This window comes from Kocuria cellulosilytica, from assembly GCF_040981245.1.
Lineage (GTDB): Bacteria > Actinomycetota > Actinomycetes > Actinomycetales > Micrococcaceae > Kocuria > Kocuria cellulosilytica.
The window spans coordinates 15,334-31,028 of the sequence record NZ_JAVFWZ010000010.1 but is presented as its reverse complement, the minus strand read 5'-3'; the positions used below and the strand labels follow the sequence as shown (position 1 = coordinate 31,028).

13 protein-coding genes are annotated in these 15,695 nt (G+C 68.7%); 10 read left to right on the top strand and 3 right to left on the bottom strand.

Translation table 11 applies throughout. From position 1 onward, the window contains the following. Positions 1-126 precede the first annotated feature (126 nt). On the bottom strand, positions 127-1,326 hold the full coding sequence (locus RCG67_RS13910; protein ID WP_368827111.1) for an MBL fold metallo-hydrolase: 1,200 nt from the start codon (positions 1,324-1,326) through the stop codon (positions 127-129). Between the two features lie 524 nt (positions 1,327-1,850). Between RCG67_RS13910 and RCG67_RS13905 the strand changes: the two genes are divergently transcribed. After that, positions 1,851-2,867, top strand: coding sequence for a NosD domain-containing protein (locus RCG67_RS13905; RefSeq protein WP_368827110.1), 1,017 nt, complete (start codon positions 1,851-1,853; stop codon positions 2,865-2,867). A 476-nt stretch (positions 2,868-3,343) separates the two neighbouring features. On the opposite strand, the gene RCG67_RS13900 is transcribed toward RCG67_RS13905, so the two are convergent. Then, the gene (locus RCG67_RS13900; protein ID WP_368827108.1) at positions 3,344-4,864 is read right to left on the bottom strand and encodes an MDR family MFS transporter; all 1,521 of its coding nucleotides are present in this window, start codon (positions 4,862-4,864) and stop codon (positions 3,344-3,346) included. Between the two features lie 121 nt (positions 4,865-4,985). Between RCG67_RS13900 and RCG67_RS13895 the strand changes: the two genes are divergently transcribed. The 8 genes from RCG67_RS13895 to RCG67_RS13860 all read left to right on the top strand — a co-directional run bounded on the left by RCG67_RS13895 (position 4,986) and on the right by RCG67_RS13860 (position 12,618). After that, positions 4,986-5,594 carry a TetR family transcriptional regulator gene (locus RCG67_RS13895; RefSeq protein ID WP_368827106.1) on the top strand — a complete coding sequence of 203 codons (609 nt, stop codon included), beginning with the start codon at positions 4,986-4,988 and terminating at the stop codon, positions 5,592-5,594. Between the two features lie 132 nt (positions 5,595-5,726). After that, positions 5,727-6,314: a TetR/AcrR family transcriptional regulator gene (locus tag RCG67_RS13890; protein ID WP_368827104.1), complete on the top strand. Its 588-nt coding sequence runs from the start codon at positions 5,727-5,729 to the stop codon at positions 6,312-6,314. 394 nt (positions 6,315-6,708) lie between these two features. Further along, positions 6,709-7,347: a hypothetical protein gene (locus RCG67_RS13885; protein WP_368827102.1), complete on the top strand. Its 639-nt coding sequence runs from the start codon at positions 6,709-6,711 to the stop codon at positions 7,345-7,347. Positions 7,348-7,437: 90 nt separating this feature from the next. After that, positions 7,438-8,181, top strand: coding sequence for a GntR family transcriptional regulator (locus tag RCG67_RS13880; protein WP_368827100.1), 744 nt, complete (start codon positions 7,438-7,440; stop codon positions 8,179-8,181). Positions 8,182-8,507: 326 nt separating this feature from the next. Further along, positions 8,508-9,497: a phosphotriesterase family protein gene (locus RCG67_RS13875; protein WP_368827099.1), complete on the top strand. Its 990-nt coding sequence runs from the start codon at positions 8,508-8,510 to the stop codon at positions 9,495-9,497. 41 nt (positions 9,498-9,538) lie between these two features. After that, positions 9,539-10,510: a phosphotriesterase family protein gene (locus RCG67_RS13870; RefSeq protein WP_368827097.1), complete on the top strand. Its 972-nt coding sequence runs from the start codon at positions 9,539-9,541 to the stop codon at positions 10,508-10,510. A gap of 67 nt (positions 10,511-10,577) precedes the next feature. Then, positions 10,578-11,690, top strand: coding sequence for an FAD-dependent oxidoreductase (locus tag RCG67_RS13865; RefSeq protein WP_368827095.1), 1,113 nt, complete (start codon positions 10,578-10,580; stop codon positions 11,688-11,690). 4 nt (positions 11,691-11,694) lie between these two features. Further along, entirely contained in the window at positions 11,695-12,618 is a 924-nt protein-coding gene (locus tag RCG67_RS13860) for an alpha/beta hydrolase (protein ID WP_368827094.1), read from the top strand. A gap of 120 nt (positions 12,619-12,738) precedes the next feature. Here the strand turns inward: RCG67_RS13860 and RCG67_RS13855 are convergent, their stop codons facing one another. Beyond that, entirely contained in the window at positions 12,739-13,680 is a 942-nt protein-coding gene (locus RCG67_RS13855; protein WP_368827092.1) for an MBL fold metallo-hydrolase, read from the bottom strand. A gap of 196 nt (positions 13,681-13,876) precedes the next feature. Here RCG67_RS13855 and RCG67_RS13850 point away from each other — a divergent pair, with 196 nt between their 5' ends. Further along, positions 13,877-15,604 carry a CocE/NonD family hydrolase gene (locus RCG67_RS13850; protein WP_368827091.1) on the top strand — a complete coding sequence of 576 codons (1,728 nt, stop codon included), beginning with the start codon at positions 13,877-13,879 and terminating at the stop codon, positions 15,602-15,604. Positions 15,605-15,695 lie beyond the last annotated feature (91 nt).

Sequence of the window (15,695 nt, the reverse complement as noted above, 5' to 3'; positions counted from 1 at the left end):
CCACCACCCACGGCCGTCCACCCGGGCTCATCGTTCGTTCTTGACATCGATACATGATGGAAGGAGCTGGGGGCGGTTCATCGTGCAGAGCAGACTGATCTCTGTGGCCATCATGATGGCGGGTGGTCACCGCCGGGTCGTGCCGACCCCCAGCTGCATGAGGTCCTCGCCGACGATGAGGTTGCCGCTGTAGCCCTTCTGCGCCTGGCGCCACCGGTGGACGGGGTTGTTGCCGGGCACGAAGTGGTTGAGCACCAAGTTCTTCGCCCCGGCGACCTCGGCCACGTCCCGGCCGACCTGCTCGGTGCTGGTGTGCGAGACCAGCAGGTGCTCCTTCAGCGGCCCGCCGATCTCCGGGGGCATGGTAGCGGTGAGGTCATCGACGTACTGAACGTCGATGACCTCGTGCACGAGGTAGTCGCAACCGTTGGCCAGGTCGATGAGGTTCTCGCTCACCCCGGTGTCCCCGGAGACCACGACTGAGCCGTCGGGGGTGTCGAAGCGGTAGGCGAAGGCCGGGGCGGTCGGGTGGTGATCCACCAGGGTCGCGGTGACGGTCACGTCCCCGTCCTGCCACACGGAGATCGGGGTCCTCAGCCGGGGCGGGACACCCTCGGGGTCCACGTCCCACACGCCCGTCAGGTCGATGTCGTGCACGTCGAAGATCGCGTCAGGGCCGACGAAGTTGCTGTCCCGTGCCCGGTCGTTGAAGTCCGCGGCGAAGGCCTGGCGCAGGTAGCCGGTCATGCCCTCGATGCCCGGGGTGGGGTCGGACGGGTTGTAGACCTCCGGTGCGGGGCGCCCGGGCGGGAAGACCCGCACCATGGAGCCGCGGTCGCCAGGGCCAAAGACCTGGATCGGGTCGGTGAACTCGGGGCCCATGACGTTGAGCGGGCCGGTGGCGTAGACCGCCGGCCACTCCACGATGTGATCGCTGTGCAGGTGGGTGAAGAAGATCCCGCGGACCTTCGCCAGGGAGGTCCCACCGAGGGCGTCCTCCTCGCCGAGGCCGGCCCCGTGCAGGCGCATGTGCGAGCCGTGGCCGAGGTCCACCACGTAGGCGCGGTCCTCGTAGACCACCGCGGTGGACACCCCGTACCGGTCCCCGGACAGCACCGCCGGGCCGCCGGCGGTGCCCAGCAGTACCACCCGGGTCCGGTGCCGTTGGCCCGAGCTGCCCTTGCCCCCGGGGGCGGCGGCGGTGGCCGCCGGTCCGGTGGCGCCGACCAGGCCGCTGGCCACGGCCACGGCCCCTGCACCGCGCAGGAAGTTTCTCCTGGACGCGGCAGGGACCTGGGTCAGCGCTTTTCCGATGACGTCACACATGCGTTCTCCTCGTGGCAGGCCGACGGCACCGTCGCCACCGGGGTCCATCTGCGGGCGACTGTCATTGCATCCGATACGAGCAATGTGATGCGAGCAACATCCGCACAGATTGCGTCAGTTCTAGCAAGTCGCATGACGGCGTGTCTAGTGAGTTGTCACTAAGACGGAAACTTTCTGGCCAGTAGGGAAGTAGGCATTCGCAGAGCAGGCGGAGTATGTAGCGTGTCTCACACGTGCCAGTTGACACTGTGTTGAGTCAGTATCCGCTATGGGGGCATTCCGGGTGCACGCCCGTGGATGCCTAGAGACTTTTTGACTGGGGGTGGTGGCGTTGCACGATCAGCATCACGGCCCAGGTTGGGCTGCTCGTCGCGCCGGCAGGAGCCGAAGTCGTTGCCGAGCTCAGTGCGGCTCTCCCGAGCGGGCGCCTGCCGAAGGTGCCTGGACCACCGAGTCCTCTGAATCCCGTCGCGCGGCACTTCCGGTTTCCCGTTCCCATCATCACGAAAGACCAGGTGACAGCGATGAATGATCGTCCCGCATCCAGCTCGAGGAAGAAGGGCACCAGGCCGAGACGGTTCTTCTTCGCCCTCGTGCCGGCATCCTTGGTCGCCCTCGTGGCGTTGGGCACGGGGGCGGCACCCGCCGCGGACGCCCCGCCTGCCAAGACGGTCACGGTGAACTGCGACGCGGGACAGACGATCGGCAAGGCCCTCGACAGAGTGAGGTCCGGTGCCACGCTGACCGTCAGCGGAACGTGCCGGGAGAGCGTCTTCATCCCCCGGGAGCTCACCGGCGTCACTTTCGACGGTCAGGGCAGCGCAACGCTGCAGGGCCCGCCGGCAGATGCCCCGGCGACCAGCCCGGACGCTTTCACGGTGTTCGTCGAAGGCACCGACATCACCGTCAAGGGGTTCACCATCATCGGCGGCAGCCACGGCATCCACCTCTCCGGGCCCGCCTCTGTCGTGATCAACGACAACGTCATTCGCGAGACCGCCGGGGCGATCCACCTCGACAAGGGCAGCATCGGGCAGGTCTTCGGCAACACCATCGAAGACAACCAGGGGATCGGGATCAACCTCCAGGAGAATTCCTACGCGCGGGTGGGCTTCCGCATCCCCACCCAGCCGCAGACGGCCCCGAACACCATCCGCGACAACGAGGGAGCGGGGATCGTCGTGGGACGCTGGTCCAGCGCCTGGATCGTCGGCAACACGATCGCCGGCAACGACGGCGACGGAGTCCTCGTCGACCGCAACTCCCAGGCCGACGTCGTGGGCAACCGGATCGACGGCAACACCGGCGACGGCATCAGCGCCCGCTACAACTCCGGGGTCAACCTGATCAGCGAAGACACGCCCCGCGCGGAAGGCCCCAACGCCACCGATCCAACCGCACCCAACGCCGGGGTGGGGATCCGATGCGAGATCGACGGATACGTCGCCGGACCGCAGGGCACCCTCATCGGGGCCGCAGGACCGCGGCACGTCGACGACTCCTGCGTCGATCGCCTGGTCCCCGGCGAGGACTCCCCCTGATAGGCATGCCAGGCCCAGTGGCCTTGGTCGGGGCGAAAGGCCGTGGCGGAGGTATGCGCCAGGACACGAGGCGGCAGCCGTATGAGCCGACGCCTCTGGTGGTGGAGGCCCCGCACACAGTGCGGGGCCTCCATGCGCATTGACCGACACCGGATACCACGCCCGTCACGTCTTGAGCGTGTTCTGAATGGCCAAGCAGAAGCAAAAGACCATCGGTAAGGGTCGTGACGGCCGGCAACCTCCAGGAGGTGATCCTTGCCCGAGGCCAGCGTGGACGGACGCCGTGAACCCTGTGCCGCTTCCTGACTTCACGTCTCAAGGGACGCTGCAGGGATCCTCATCCGTGCGCGCGGGACGACTTACGGATCGGCGGAGGAATCGTGGAATGGAAATCCCTGTCGTGAGGGGCGTGCGAACAGGGCCGGTACGGAGCTGCTGCTCCGCACCGGCCCTTCTGCGCTGTGGTGGGGGTGGGGTCAGGCGTCGGCCTTGTGTGTCGGTTCGGCCGGCAGTCGGCGCACGAACGGGGAGCAGACCACGGCGATCAGCCCAAGAATGCCGCCGACCACGAAGGCTTCCTGGGTGCCCAGCACCTGGGCGAGGTCCGATGCCGCGCCGGCGGAGGCGGCTGCGGCGGCGCCGATGGTCATGGCGGCGATGAGCACCGCGGTGCCGGCCGCGCCGGCCAGCTGCTGGAGGGTGTTCATGATCGCCGATCCGTGGCCGTAGAGCTCCCGGGGCAGCGCGCCCAGGGCCACGGTCATCAGCGGGGTCATGAGCATGGCCATGCCGAGGCAGAACACCGTGTGCATGGCGATCACCAGCCCAGTGGTGGTCCCAGCATTGACGGTGGACAGCCACCACTGGCCGCCGGCCAGCAGGAGCGCGCCGGGGATCACGATCGGGCGGGGACCGACCCTGTCGTAGATCCGACCCACGACCGGGGAGACAATGCCTTGGATCAGCCCGCCGGGGAGCAGGATCAGCCCGACGGTCAGGACGCTGATGCCCAGGCCGTTCTGCAGGTAGATCGGGAGCACCATGACGGTGCCGAGCATGGTGGCCATGGCGATCATCACGACGACCACCGAGATCCGGAAGTTGTGCACAGCGAACGGGCGCAGGTCCAGCAGCGCAGAGTCCGAGGTCTTCTGCAGGGTCAGCTGGCGGCGGACGAAGAGCACCAGGGCGACCACACCGACAGCCAGGGCCACCACCGGGGTCCAGGAGCCCTCGAAGAGCAGGCTGATCGAGGCGAGGGCGTAGACGATCCCGCCGAAAGCGAAAGCAGAGAGCACGATGGAGGCGATGTCCAGGGGGGCCATGCGGGTCGCCCCGGTGGTCCTGAGCAGCACCAACCCGGCGAGGAAGACGATCGCGGCGATGGGGATCATCAGCCCGAAGACCCAGCGCCAGCCCAGGGCGTCCACCACGATGCCCGACAGGGTCGGGCCGATGGCCGGGGCCACGGAGATCACCACGGAGTTCAGACCCATGATCGTCCCGCGGTGGGCGACCGGGACGTAGGTGAGGGTGGTGGTCATCAGCAGCGGCAGGATGATCGCGGTGCCGCCGGCCTGGATGATGCGGGCGGTCAGGATCACCGGAAAGGTCGGGGCGATCGCGGCCAGGATCGTGCCGGCCAAAAACAGCACCATCGCGGCGGTGAACAGGTCCCGAGTGGTGAAGCGCTGCAGCATCCACCCGGTGGTGGGAATGACCACGGCCATGGTGAGCATGAACCCGGTGGTCAGCCACTGCGCGGTGGGCGCCCCGACCTGAAAGTCGTCCATCAGGTTCGGCAGGGCGACGGTGAGCACCGTCTCGTTGAGGATCATGATCAGCGCGGCGAGCACCAGCACGGTGATCGCCGCGGCGATGTGCTTCGTGGTGGGCTGTTCGGGCTCCAGCGTCAGGGCGGAGGCGGCGGCTGTGTCGGCCACCGCGCGCATCTGCCCGGTCGGGAGTTCCTCCCGGTGGTGGGTGTCTGTGGACATGGGTCACCTCTTTCTCAGGTGGTGGATTGCGCCCCATAGTGGCACAAAGTGACATGACGACATAAGCTGACACAACGCGGAAGTGCTCAGCATCACACCCCACCGCGTGAGGAAGGACGGCATGGACACCGACGCCCCCCAGGACCTGCGCACCCGGCGCCGCCTGGAGACCCACGACGAGATCCACCAGGCGGCCCTGGAATTGTTTGAGGAACACGGCGTGCGAGAGACGACCGTGCAGCAGATCGCCGAACGCGCCGGGGTCTCCCCGCGCACCTTCTTCCGCTACTTCACCGCCAAGGAACAAGCCGCCCTGCCCGGGCAGCGGCGGATGCTGCGGGCCATCGACGCCCTGGAGGTCACCGACCCTTCCCCGGCTGCGGTGCTACACGAGGTGGAGGCGATGGCGGAGACCGTGATGGGCGCAGGAAACGACCCCGAGCTCGACGAGCACCGCCGCGTGATGCGCCTGCTGGCCCGGGAGCCCGAACTGCAGTCCATGGCCGCCGCCCAGGACCAGATCCTCACCACCCGGCTGCGGGCGCGGCTGGCCGAGCAGCTGCTGGACGCTGATCCGATGACCGTGCTGCTGATCGCGGAGGTGGCCGTGGCGATGTGGCGCACCTCCTGGGGTCGCTGGGGCGAACTGGCCATCCAGGGGGAGGCCGGAGACCCCGTCGAGCTCTACCGCCACTGCAGCATGCAACTGCGCGGCGTGGTGGGCCGGTAATGACGATAGGAACGCACCATGGACCGAGCCCGGCGGCGCCTCGGTGAGTGCCTCTTGGTGGATCGACCGCACAGAGGAGTTTCCTGATGACCTCATGTCAGCTCAGTGGGCGCCGGGTATTACTCTGAAGCAATGGCACGACTCCGCGAAGCGCAGAAGCAGATGACTCGCCGGCTGCTGCTGGACAAGGGGCTGGAGGTGTTCGGGGAGAAGGGCTACGCCGCGACGACCGTCGACGACATCGCCGTGGCCGCCGGCACCACGCGGGCCACGTTCTACCTGCACTTCGCCTCGAAGGCCGAGCTCGTGCGGGCACTGGTGGCCGACACCAACGACCGGCTCACTGCGGCGGACGAGCCGTCCCTGACGTGGGTGGTGAAGTCCGGGGACCGCGAGCAAATCGGGCGCTGGCTGGCCCGCAAGTTCGACCAGTGGGCGGAGATCCGCCCCTACGTCACGGTGGCCCACCAGGCCGCGGCGGCCGAGGCGGACATCCAGTCGACCGTGGACCAGTGGTTCGACACGGCTATCGACGACATGGAAAGGGGCCTCGACGCCGCAGGCCGCTTTGAGCCCTCCAGCCGCCGCGTCCGGTGCTCGCTGGCGTTCGGCGAGCTGGAGTTCCTCTCCCGGCGCTGGATGCGCCTGGGCTGGACGGTCGACCGCGACACGGCGCTGATGGTGATGACCGACTCGTGGTGCCACCTGCTGGCCGACTGACCTCACAGCGGCACCCGGTACGCCCGGATGCCGTCACTCCGGTTGGCCACGCCCCTGCGCAACGCGAGGGCACGCCCGATTCCTCTTTGCGCCGACGCCTGTACGTCCGCGACGCCTGCCGATTCCTGATCCTTGCCCACTGTGCATGAAGGGCGGCCGTCGGCGTCATCCAACCCAGTGTGGCGACAGTCACGCAATTTACTTGACGTTGTGTCCAGTGAGTGTCTAACTTGTTGCGGGGATCACACCGCCGCCCGTTCGTTGACGCTGCGGGGCGCGGCGGTGTCCTCCCCGAGGACTCCCGCTGGGAGCGATCGATTTCACCGGGCTGCCGGCCGGGGCCGGACCCCATCCTTCGACTCGTCGTGACGAGACTGCGAGAAAAGAGACGACCATGTCCATGCAGACCAAGGGGACGCTGGTCCAGGCCGCGCTGGGCGCCATCCTGATCACCGTCCTGATGCTGCCCTTTCAGGCGCTGACCCCGTTCGCCCCGTACACCGGGCTGCTCATCCTCCCGGTGCTGCTGTTCTTCGCGCTTCAGGCGCCGCCGAAGGCCTTGATAGGGATGTTCCTCAGCTTTGCAGCCGGTGTCGGATGGGCCGCGCTGTTCATGCTTGTAGCCGGCGCTCTGCCGGGCGTGCCACTCCCGGCGCTGTTGGGTGTTGGGGTGACGGTCGTGATTTTCCTCGTCCTGGCGGTCCATCCGATCCTGCTCGGACGCACCCCGTTCGGAGTCGTCCCGGCGGTGCTGCTGGGCTTCGTCGAATCCCTGCTGTGGATGATGCTGGACCCGGCCCTGGGGGAGGGGGCGCCGCGGCTGAACCCGCTGTGGCTCATCGGCATCTTCGGCTATGGCTGCGCCATGACGCTGGTTCTCCTGCTGGTCCAGGACAAGGTGCTCACGGCTGTGCTGGGCGACCAGTGGCGCTCCGCCCCGTCGAAGGACGCCCCCAGCTCCCAGATCCCACCGACCCCACCCACGCATGCCCAGACCGTACGGCGGGCAGCGGGGCCTGCACCGGAGGCCTGAGTGATCGGCGTCCCCCGTACTTCCGCCAGTTTGTGGTTGACTGCCGGGTGATCCATCCCGGAGACCCACGATCTGGAGGGCCGAGAACTCATGGCTTCTGGCGAACTCGACCCCTCGTCCGGGGTCCCGCTGTACCGGCAGATCAAGGACATCCTGCGCAAGGAGGTCGCCGAGGGGGCTGCGGACTCCGGGCGGCCGATCACCGAGGCGCAGCTGCTCACCCGTTTCGACGTGAGCCGTGCCCCCATCCGCCAGGCTCTCAAGGAGCTGGCAAGCGAGGGGTATGTCTACCGCAAGCAGGGCAAGGGGACGTTCCCGGTCGCCGGTGCCCGGGTGCAGCGGCCGGCCGACGTGAGGTCGGGGGCCCTGTATCAGTTCCTCTCCGACAGCGGGTTGCACCCGGCATCGACGGTCTCCGGCATTGAGCGGGTGGAGCCGCCGGCTCCGGTCCGGGGTCGGCTCGGGCTGCCGGAGCACGAGCGGCTGCTGCACTTCACCCGGCTCATCTCCGTCGAGGGGGAGCCTCTCGTCGAGGCCAGCGTCTATATCCGTGCGCCCGAGGGCTTCCGGCCCACGGCCGAGGAGCTGCAGGACACAGGCTCCGCCTTCGATCTACTGAAGAGGGACTTCGGCATCGTCCTCGACCGGGCGGAGCACGAGGCGTGGGCCACCGCGGCGACCGCCGAGCACGCAGCCGGCCTCGGCGTGCGCGAGGGCAGCCCGCTGCTCGTCATCGAGACGGTCTTCTACACGGCGGGTGGCCTCCCCGCCGGGTGGCGCTCCGCCGTGCACCGGGCCGAGGAGTTCAAGTACCGGTTCGTCACGAGTCGGTGACCTGCCGGGGCCCACTGGGCCTCGGAAGCTCTCCTGCTCCGGTACTCCATGCCGGGGCCTGCTTTCGGCCACGAGCCCGGCCGGGCAACTTTTCCCAATTTGGCTTTACACGGTGTCAACTTAGTAGCTAAGGTGTTGGACATCACAGTACCGAGGCAGGGGACTACGGCCCGTTGGGCGGACGTGAAGCCTCCCGGTCCCTGCCTTCTTTCCTCCACCACCGCCTGCACCGAGCCCGACGTGAGTTCCGACCGTCGGTTCGTGGTGCGCGACCCTCCCAGTGCGTGACGCCCCAGCCGGCGGAACGCCGACGAAAGGCAGAGCCGATGACGGCCACAACGACCGGCGGCCACAAGACCGTCAACACTGTCCTCGGGCCCGTTCCCGCTTCCGAGTTGGGAGTCGTGGCGGTGCATGAGGCGCTGCTCTCGGTGGTCCCTGGGGCGGAGCACGCCTACGACGTCTCCATGGACCGCGCCGAGATCTTCGAGACCCTCGCCCGCAAGCTGGCAGACTTCCGCGAGGCCGGGGGAACGACGATCGTCGACAGTACGGGCATGTTCCACGGTCGCGACGTGCGGCTGTACGAGGCGCTGTCCCGGGCGACCGGCGTGCACATCGTGGCCTCGACAGGCATGGGTCCCGAGGAGATGCTCGGCGGTTATTTCCTCACCCCCCAGACGAACCCCCCAACGCCGTGGCCGGCGGAGAAGTTCGCCGGCCTCTTCACCCAGGAGGTCACCGAGGGCATGGTGGTCCCGCGCGTGGAGCGCCGCGGTGCTGCCGGCATCGTGACCACCACGGCCACCCGGGAGGGCATGACCCCCACCGACGAGAGCCTCTTCCGCGGTGCGGCCCGCACCGCCCTGGCCACGGGCGTGCCGGTGTCCATCCGGTACGGAGCCGACGCGCTGCACGACCTCGACGTTGTCCTGGACGAGCAGCTGCCCGCCGACCGCGTCGTCGTGGGCGGCCTGGACCGCAGGGACGCGGTGGCCGCCGGGACGCCGCTGGAGGTCGCCCGCCGGGGCGCCTACGTCGCCCTGGACCACGTGGGACTGGACGACGACGCCGACCACGTGGACGACCGCCAACGCGCCGCCCTGGTGCTCGAGCTGGTCGCGGCCGGTCATGGGAACCGCGTCATGCTCTCGGGCAACGCGGTCGGGGTGGCCAAGGGGCACCCGGACTACGACCTGCCGTTCGGCTATGTCGCCGCGACGTTCATGCCCTTCCTCCGGGCCCAGGGCCTGTCCGACGACGACGCCCGGCGCCTCCTTGTGGACAACCCCCGGGACCTGTTGGCCCGGCGTTGAGCGCACGACGCCGACCGGATCTCTCGACAACTCATTGGAGCATGACCATGTCTAAGGTGAACACCGTCCTGGGGACCATCGCCGCCGAGGAGCTCGGCTTCGTCGCGGTCCACGAGCACGTCGGGTACGGGATGCCCGGCTCCGAGCTGGACACGCAGTGGTGGAAGACCCCCGAGCAGCGCTACGAGGAGACCGTGCCGAAGCTGCGCGAGTTCGCGCGCAACGCCGAGGCCTACGGTGCTGCGACCTTCGTCGACGCCACCGGCATCTGCAACGGCCGCGACATCGACTACTACAAGTCCCTGTCCGCCAAGACCGGGGTCCACATCGTCGCCTGCACGGGCTTCGTGGGCGGCGACACCGCGCTGCCGCACTTCGCCCGGGCATCGGTGGACTACCTGACCCGGCACTTCGTCCACGAGATCACCGTGGGCATCGGCGACACCGGGTCCAAGGCCGGCATCATCAAGGTCGGCGTCAGCCGCGGCGGCCGGATGACCGAGCTGGACAAGCGCATCTACCGCGCCGCCGCCCGTGCCGCCGTGGCCACGGGCGTGCCGATCCTGACCCACCTGGCGATCGACCCGGAGCCGGCGGTGGCGATCTTCCACGAGGAGGGCCTGCCGCTGAACCGCGTGCTCTTCGGGCACGTCGACGACGGCGTGAACGCGGAGAAGACCCCCGACACCTGGATCGTCGAGCAGGGCGGCCGCCTCGGCTTCGACACGTTCGGCTACGAGACGGAGCTGCCGGACCCGCCGTTCTGGGCCCGCCCCCGCAAGAGCCGCATGGAGCACTTCCTGCGCTTCGTGAAGGGCGGCGGGGTGGACAGCGTCCTCGCCTCGGCCGACGCGAACTGCAGCCCGCTGGGCTGGCCGGGGGTGAAGGGCCACACCGTGAACTACATCTTTGAGGTCCTGATCCCTGACCTGCACCGCAACGGCGTCGACGACGACACGATCACCCGGATCTTCGTCGACAACCCGGCCGACTTCCTGACGATCCGCAACTGATCCCTCGACGACCACCGCACCCCCAGTTCTTCCAGGCACTACCTGGCTCACGAAAGAGAAGAAGGACATGAAGACATCCGAGATCCAAAACCTCAAGATCGCCGTCATCGGCGCCGGATACGGCGGCGCCGCCGCGGCCAAGGCCCTGAGCCTGCTCGGCGCCGACGTCACCGTGTACGAGCAGGCCGCCCGGATGGGCGAGGTCGGTGCGGGCATCGGCCTGCGCCCGGCCACCATGGCCCGTTTCCGGCAGTGGGGGATTTTCGACGAGATCGCCAGAGTGAGCTCGCCCAGTGACTACTTTGAGATCCTCACGGCCACCGGTGAGCCGATCATGAAGGACACCTGGCCGGAGTTCGGCGACCAGGCCCAGACCTACCTGATCCACCGCGGTGACTTCATCGAGGCGCTGCTCGGCGTGCTCCCGGAGGGCATGGTCAAGCTCGGCCACAAGCTGGCGAGGATCGAGGACAAGGGCGATCGCTCCGTCCTCACCTTCGCCAACGGCGAGACCGCCGAGGCCGATCTGGTCGTGGGCGCCGACGGCATCAAGTCCACGGTGCGCGAGCAGCTGTTCAGCGACCAGGGCCCGGTGTTTTCCGGTGAGCATGCCTACCGCGTGGTGATCTCCATCGACGACGCCCACGGGATGGTCACCGACGACAACCTGCGGATGTACATCGGCAGGGGCACGAAGGTGTACCTGCTGCCGCTGCGCCACCGCCACCAGATGTCCTTCGACATCACCGCGCTGGTCCCGGACAGCACCTGGGCGCCGAAGATCACCAAGGAGGACCTCCTGGCGACCGTGGCCGGCTTCGACGAGCGGATCGTGGCCATCGCCCGCGGACTCGACATGGACGCGGTGAACGCCCGCGCGGTCTACGACATCGACCCCGTCGACACCTGGCACTCGGACTCGGTCGTGCTTCTGGGCGATGCGGCGCACTCGATGCTGCACCATCAGGGTCAGGGCGCGAACTCGGCCATCGAGGACGCCGGCGCCCTCGCTGACGCCCTCGAGCAGGCCGGCTCCGTCCAGGAGGCGCTGGCCGCCTACCAGGCCGCCCGCAAACCGGTGACGGACGAGCTGCAGCGCATCTCGCGCCAGGGGTGGACCGAGGACGAGCTCGAGGACGTCTTCCCCGGCCAGAAGCCCTCGGCCCGATCGGAGGCCTGAGACCATGACGATCCACCCCAAGATCGCCGAGTTCCTGGCCACCCTGCCGGCACCCGACGGCTCGCCGCTGGACCCGGATGCGATGCGCGCGGGAGAGGCCGCCCAGGTCGCCCCGCCCGAGGACCGGCTGCCCCTGCACGCCGTCGAGGACACCGTCGCGGCCACGCCGTCCGGTGAGGTACCCGTGCGGATCTACACCCCGGTCGAGGCCGAGGAATACGGCCTGCTGGTGTACTTCCACGGCGGCGCGTTCTTCCTCGGCAGCCTGGACACCCACGACCACGTCGCCCGGGCCCTGGCGAAGGAGACCGGGCGCAAGGTCGTCTCGGTCGGCTTCCGCCTGGCCCCGGAGCACGCCTTCCCCGCCGGACTCGAGGACTGCTACGGAGTGGTCCGCTGGGCCGCCGAGCAGGGCGAGAGCCTGCAGTGGAACGGCCAGGACCTCGCCGTCGCCGGCGACAGCTCCGGCGGCACCTTCGTGGCCGCCGTCGCCGCGATGGCCAAGGACGACGGGTTCGACCGGATCACCCACCAGATCCTGTTCTACCCGTCCCTGGATCTGGACTTCGACGTCGACCGCTACGCCTCGCTGAAGGAGAACGCCACCGGGTACGGCCTCGAGACGGCCGGGCTGAAACCCTTCAACGCGTTCTACCTCGACAGCGGAGCGGAGCCTGCGGATCCCCGCGTCTCTCCTCTCAAGCGGAAAGACCTCTCCGGCCTGCCGCCGGCCCTGGTCGTCACGGCCGAGCACGACCCCCTGCGCGACGAGGGCGAGCTCTACGGCCGGCGCCTGCAAGCGGCCGGCGTAGACGCGACAGTCAGCCGCTACGAGGGGGCCAACCACGGCTTCGTCCAGCACTTCTCCTGGATCCCGGAGTTCCACCGGGTGTTCCGGGAGACGGCGGAATTCCTCGACCGGCACTGACTCGGCCGGGGCCGACCCCGGCCACCTGAGAGAACGGCGGCACGAATCCTCGGATCCGTGCCGCCGTCGTGCTGTCGGCAAGGGCGCAGGACGAGCTGCCGACGCCGCATGCCGGTCGGATCACCGACCCGCGGTGAACCGCCGCCGGTAGCCGTCGAGCGTGGTGAAGAAGGGCGAAGGCTCCAGAGAGGGGTCACCGGTGTAGCCGAGCTCCTCGGCGACGGCCTCGAACGGCGAGTACACCGACTCCGTCTCCTGCAGGCCGTCCTGCAGGGCCCGCCGGGTGGCGTCGGCGATGCGGGCCTCGAGCTCGAGGCTCTGCTGGAGCGCCTGCCGGGCGCGGTCCCGGTCCAGCCCGATCTCGTAGGGCTCCCCGTCCGCGCCGCGGTAGGGGTGGCCCAGGAACAACCGGTTCGGGGCGACCTGATCCCGCAGGTGCTCCAGGCTCGCCCGGTAGGCGGCCGGGTCCTCGTAGCCCGGGAAGCCGTTGGCCGCACCGTGGGCCTGCACCGCGTCCCCCACGAAGACGTCCCTCTGCCCGACGACCTCGTAGGCCACGGACCCGGCGGTGTGGCCGGGGATGTGGTGCACGGAGACGGAGACGCCCCCGCCGAGGGAGAGGGTTTCCCCGCCCCGCACCAAGACGGTCGGCTCCATCTCCCCGGAGATGGCCTGTCCGGCCATCCCGACCTGCTTGGCCTCGCCCTCCGGGTCGTGCAGGTACGGCTGCCGCACATCGAGGTAGGAGTCCACGTGCGTACGCCTGGAGCGCAGGAGGTCGGCGTCGGCCTCGTGGATCACGACCTGGGCGCGCCGGCCGGTGAGCTCCCACAGGGCGTGCGCCCCACCAAGGTGGTCGATGTGGCCGTGGGTCAGCAGGATCCACCGGACGTCCTCAATGCGCCGCCCCAGCGCCTCGAGCGCCGGAGCCATCCCCTCGGCGGGCGAGGTGGTGATCCCCGTGTCCACGATCGCCGGCTCCGGGGCGTCGAGAAAGAAGCTGTAGAGGCCGAACCGGCCCCAGGGCGACACCAGCGGATGGACCTTCACTTCTTGCGTCATCGCTCTCTCCTCGGCCCGGAGGCCGTTCCCGCTCGTCAATGATCATCACCCCAGCAACGCTGAGCGTGCAGGAGGGCGACGGCGTGTTCTTGCATGGGCGACTTTAGTATAATAATATGTATATGTCACGCTCGAGAGAGCAGGCTGTCCAGCGGGAAAGCTGGCACTCGACCGTCCACGAAGGAGCCGCACACTCATGGCTGATGTCACAACCTGGGACGCCGGCGGGGAGACCATCCGCATCCGCAAGGACCTGAGGGCCCCGATGCGGGACGGGGTGGAGCTCGCCCTGGACGTCTACTCCGGTCCGGAGGACAAACCGCGGCCGGCCCTGGTGGCGCTGAGCCCCTACGGCAAGGAACTGCAGGCGTTGGCGCTGACCATGCCGCCGCAGCGGCGCCCGTCTCCCATGTGGGACGGCTGCATCGAGGCCGGGGACATCGCCCGCATCGTGGCCAACGACTATGTGCACGTCATCGGCGACCTGCGCGGCTCGGGCGCCTCCGGGGGCGAGCACATCGGCAACTACAACGCCGGCGGCGTGTCGCTGGGCCAGGACGCCTACGACGTCATCGAGTGGGTCGCCGCCCAGCCGTGGTGCGACGGCAACGTCGGCATGGTCGGCATCTCCTACTTCGGCTCGATGCAGGTGCTGGCCGCGGCCGAGCGCCCCCCGCACCTGAAAGCGATCTTCGTGTCCGGCGGCCACTACGACTTCTACGAGACCACCTACCACGGCGGCATCATGTGGTTCATGCCGCGTGCGGCCCGGGAGGGCCGCGGCGGCGACTCCGGCTGGGCGTTCACCGACGGCGTCAAGTCCCGCATGCTGGAGACGTTCTCCCCGAAGGAGGTCCAGGAGCGGGTGGCCCGGCGCCTCGCGGACCCGGACGTCGCCGCCTGGCCCAACCTGGTCCATGTCCTCAACTACCCGAAGAACCACGAGGCCTGGTTCGACATCGTGCTGAACGAACTCGACGGGGAGTGGTATGAGGAGCGCAATCCCATCAACCTGGCCGAGAACATCGACATCCCGGTGTGGTTGCAGATCGACCAGGGCCGCGGCTGGACCATGGACGGCACGATCGAGCTGTTCGATGCGCTGAAGGGTCCCAAGAAACTGGACATCGGCTCCTACCCGCCCATGCAGTCGCGCCCCTTCATCGAGGAGCACGACAAGATGTTCCGGTGGTACGACTACTGGCTCAAGGGCATCGACAACGGCGTGATGGACGAGCCGGCGGTCTCCGTGTTCGTGGAGGGTTCGCGCGAGCGGGTGACCGGTGACCAGTGGCCGCCGAAGGATGTGGAGTACAGGCCGCTCTACCTGCGCCCGCGTCGCAAACTGTCCGCGGAGCCCGAGCTCATGGGCGCGCAGCACGCCGCACCGGACGGCTTCTACCAGGCCCCGCTCACGGTGACCGACAAGGTGGAGATCCTGTCCTGGAGCACCGAGCCGTTCGAGGTGGACACGGAACTGATCGGCAGCGGCGCCGCCCACATCTTCGCGGAAATCGACCAGGACGACACGAACTTCATCCTGCGCCTCTGGGACGCAGCCCCCAACGGAAAGCGCCAGCTGATCACCACCGGCTACCTCAAGGCCTCGCACCGTGAGCTCGACGAGCGCACCACCGAGGGCAGCCCGTACCACCCGCACACCCGCGCCGTTCCGGTGGAGCCCGGGACGATCGAGGAGTACGTGGTGCGCCTGTACCCCTTCGCGAACACGTTCAAGCCGGGTCACCACCTCACGGTGGAGTTGTCTTGCGACGAGCCGCTGGCCGACGAGCACAACGCGCTGCTGCCCCCGGATGCCTTCCACCTGCCGGTGGGCCGGCCCGTCACCCACAAGATCTACCGCGACGCCACCCACCGGTCCCGGCTCGTCCTGCCGTACGCCACGCGCCCAGCAACCGACTGACTGAACCGCAGGAGCGACGGCGCGGACTCACCGCACGCCTTGGTGAGAGTCCGCCTCCGGCCGTCGCCTCCAGGACCTCCTGGGGGCGACG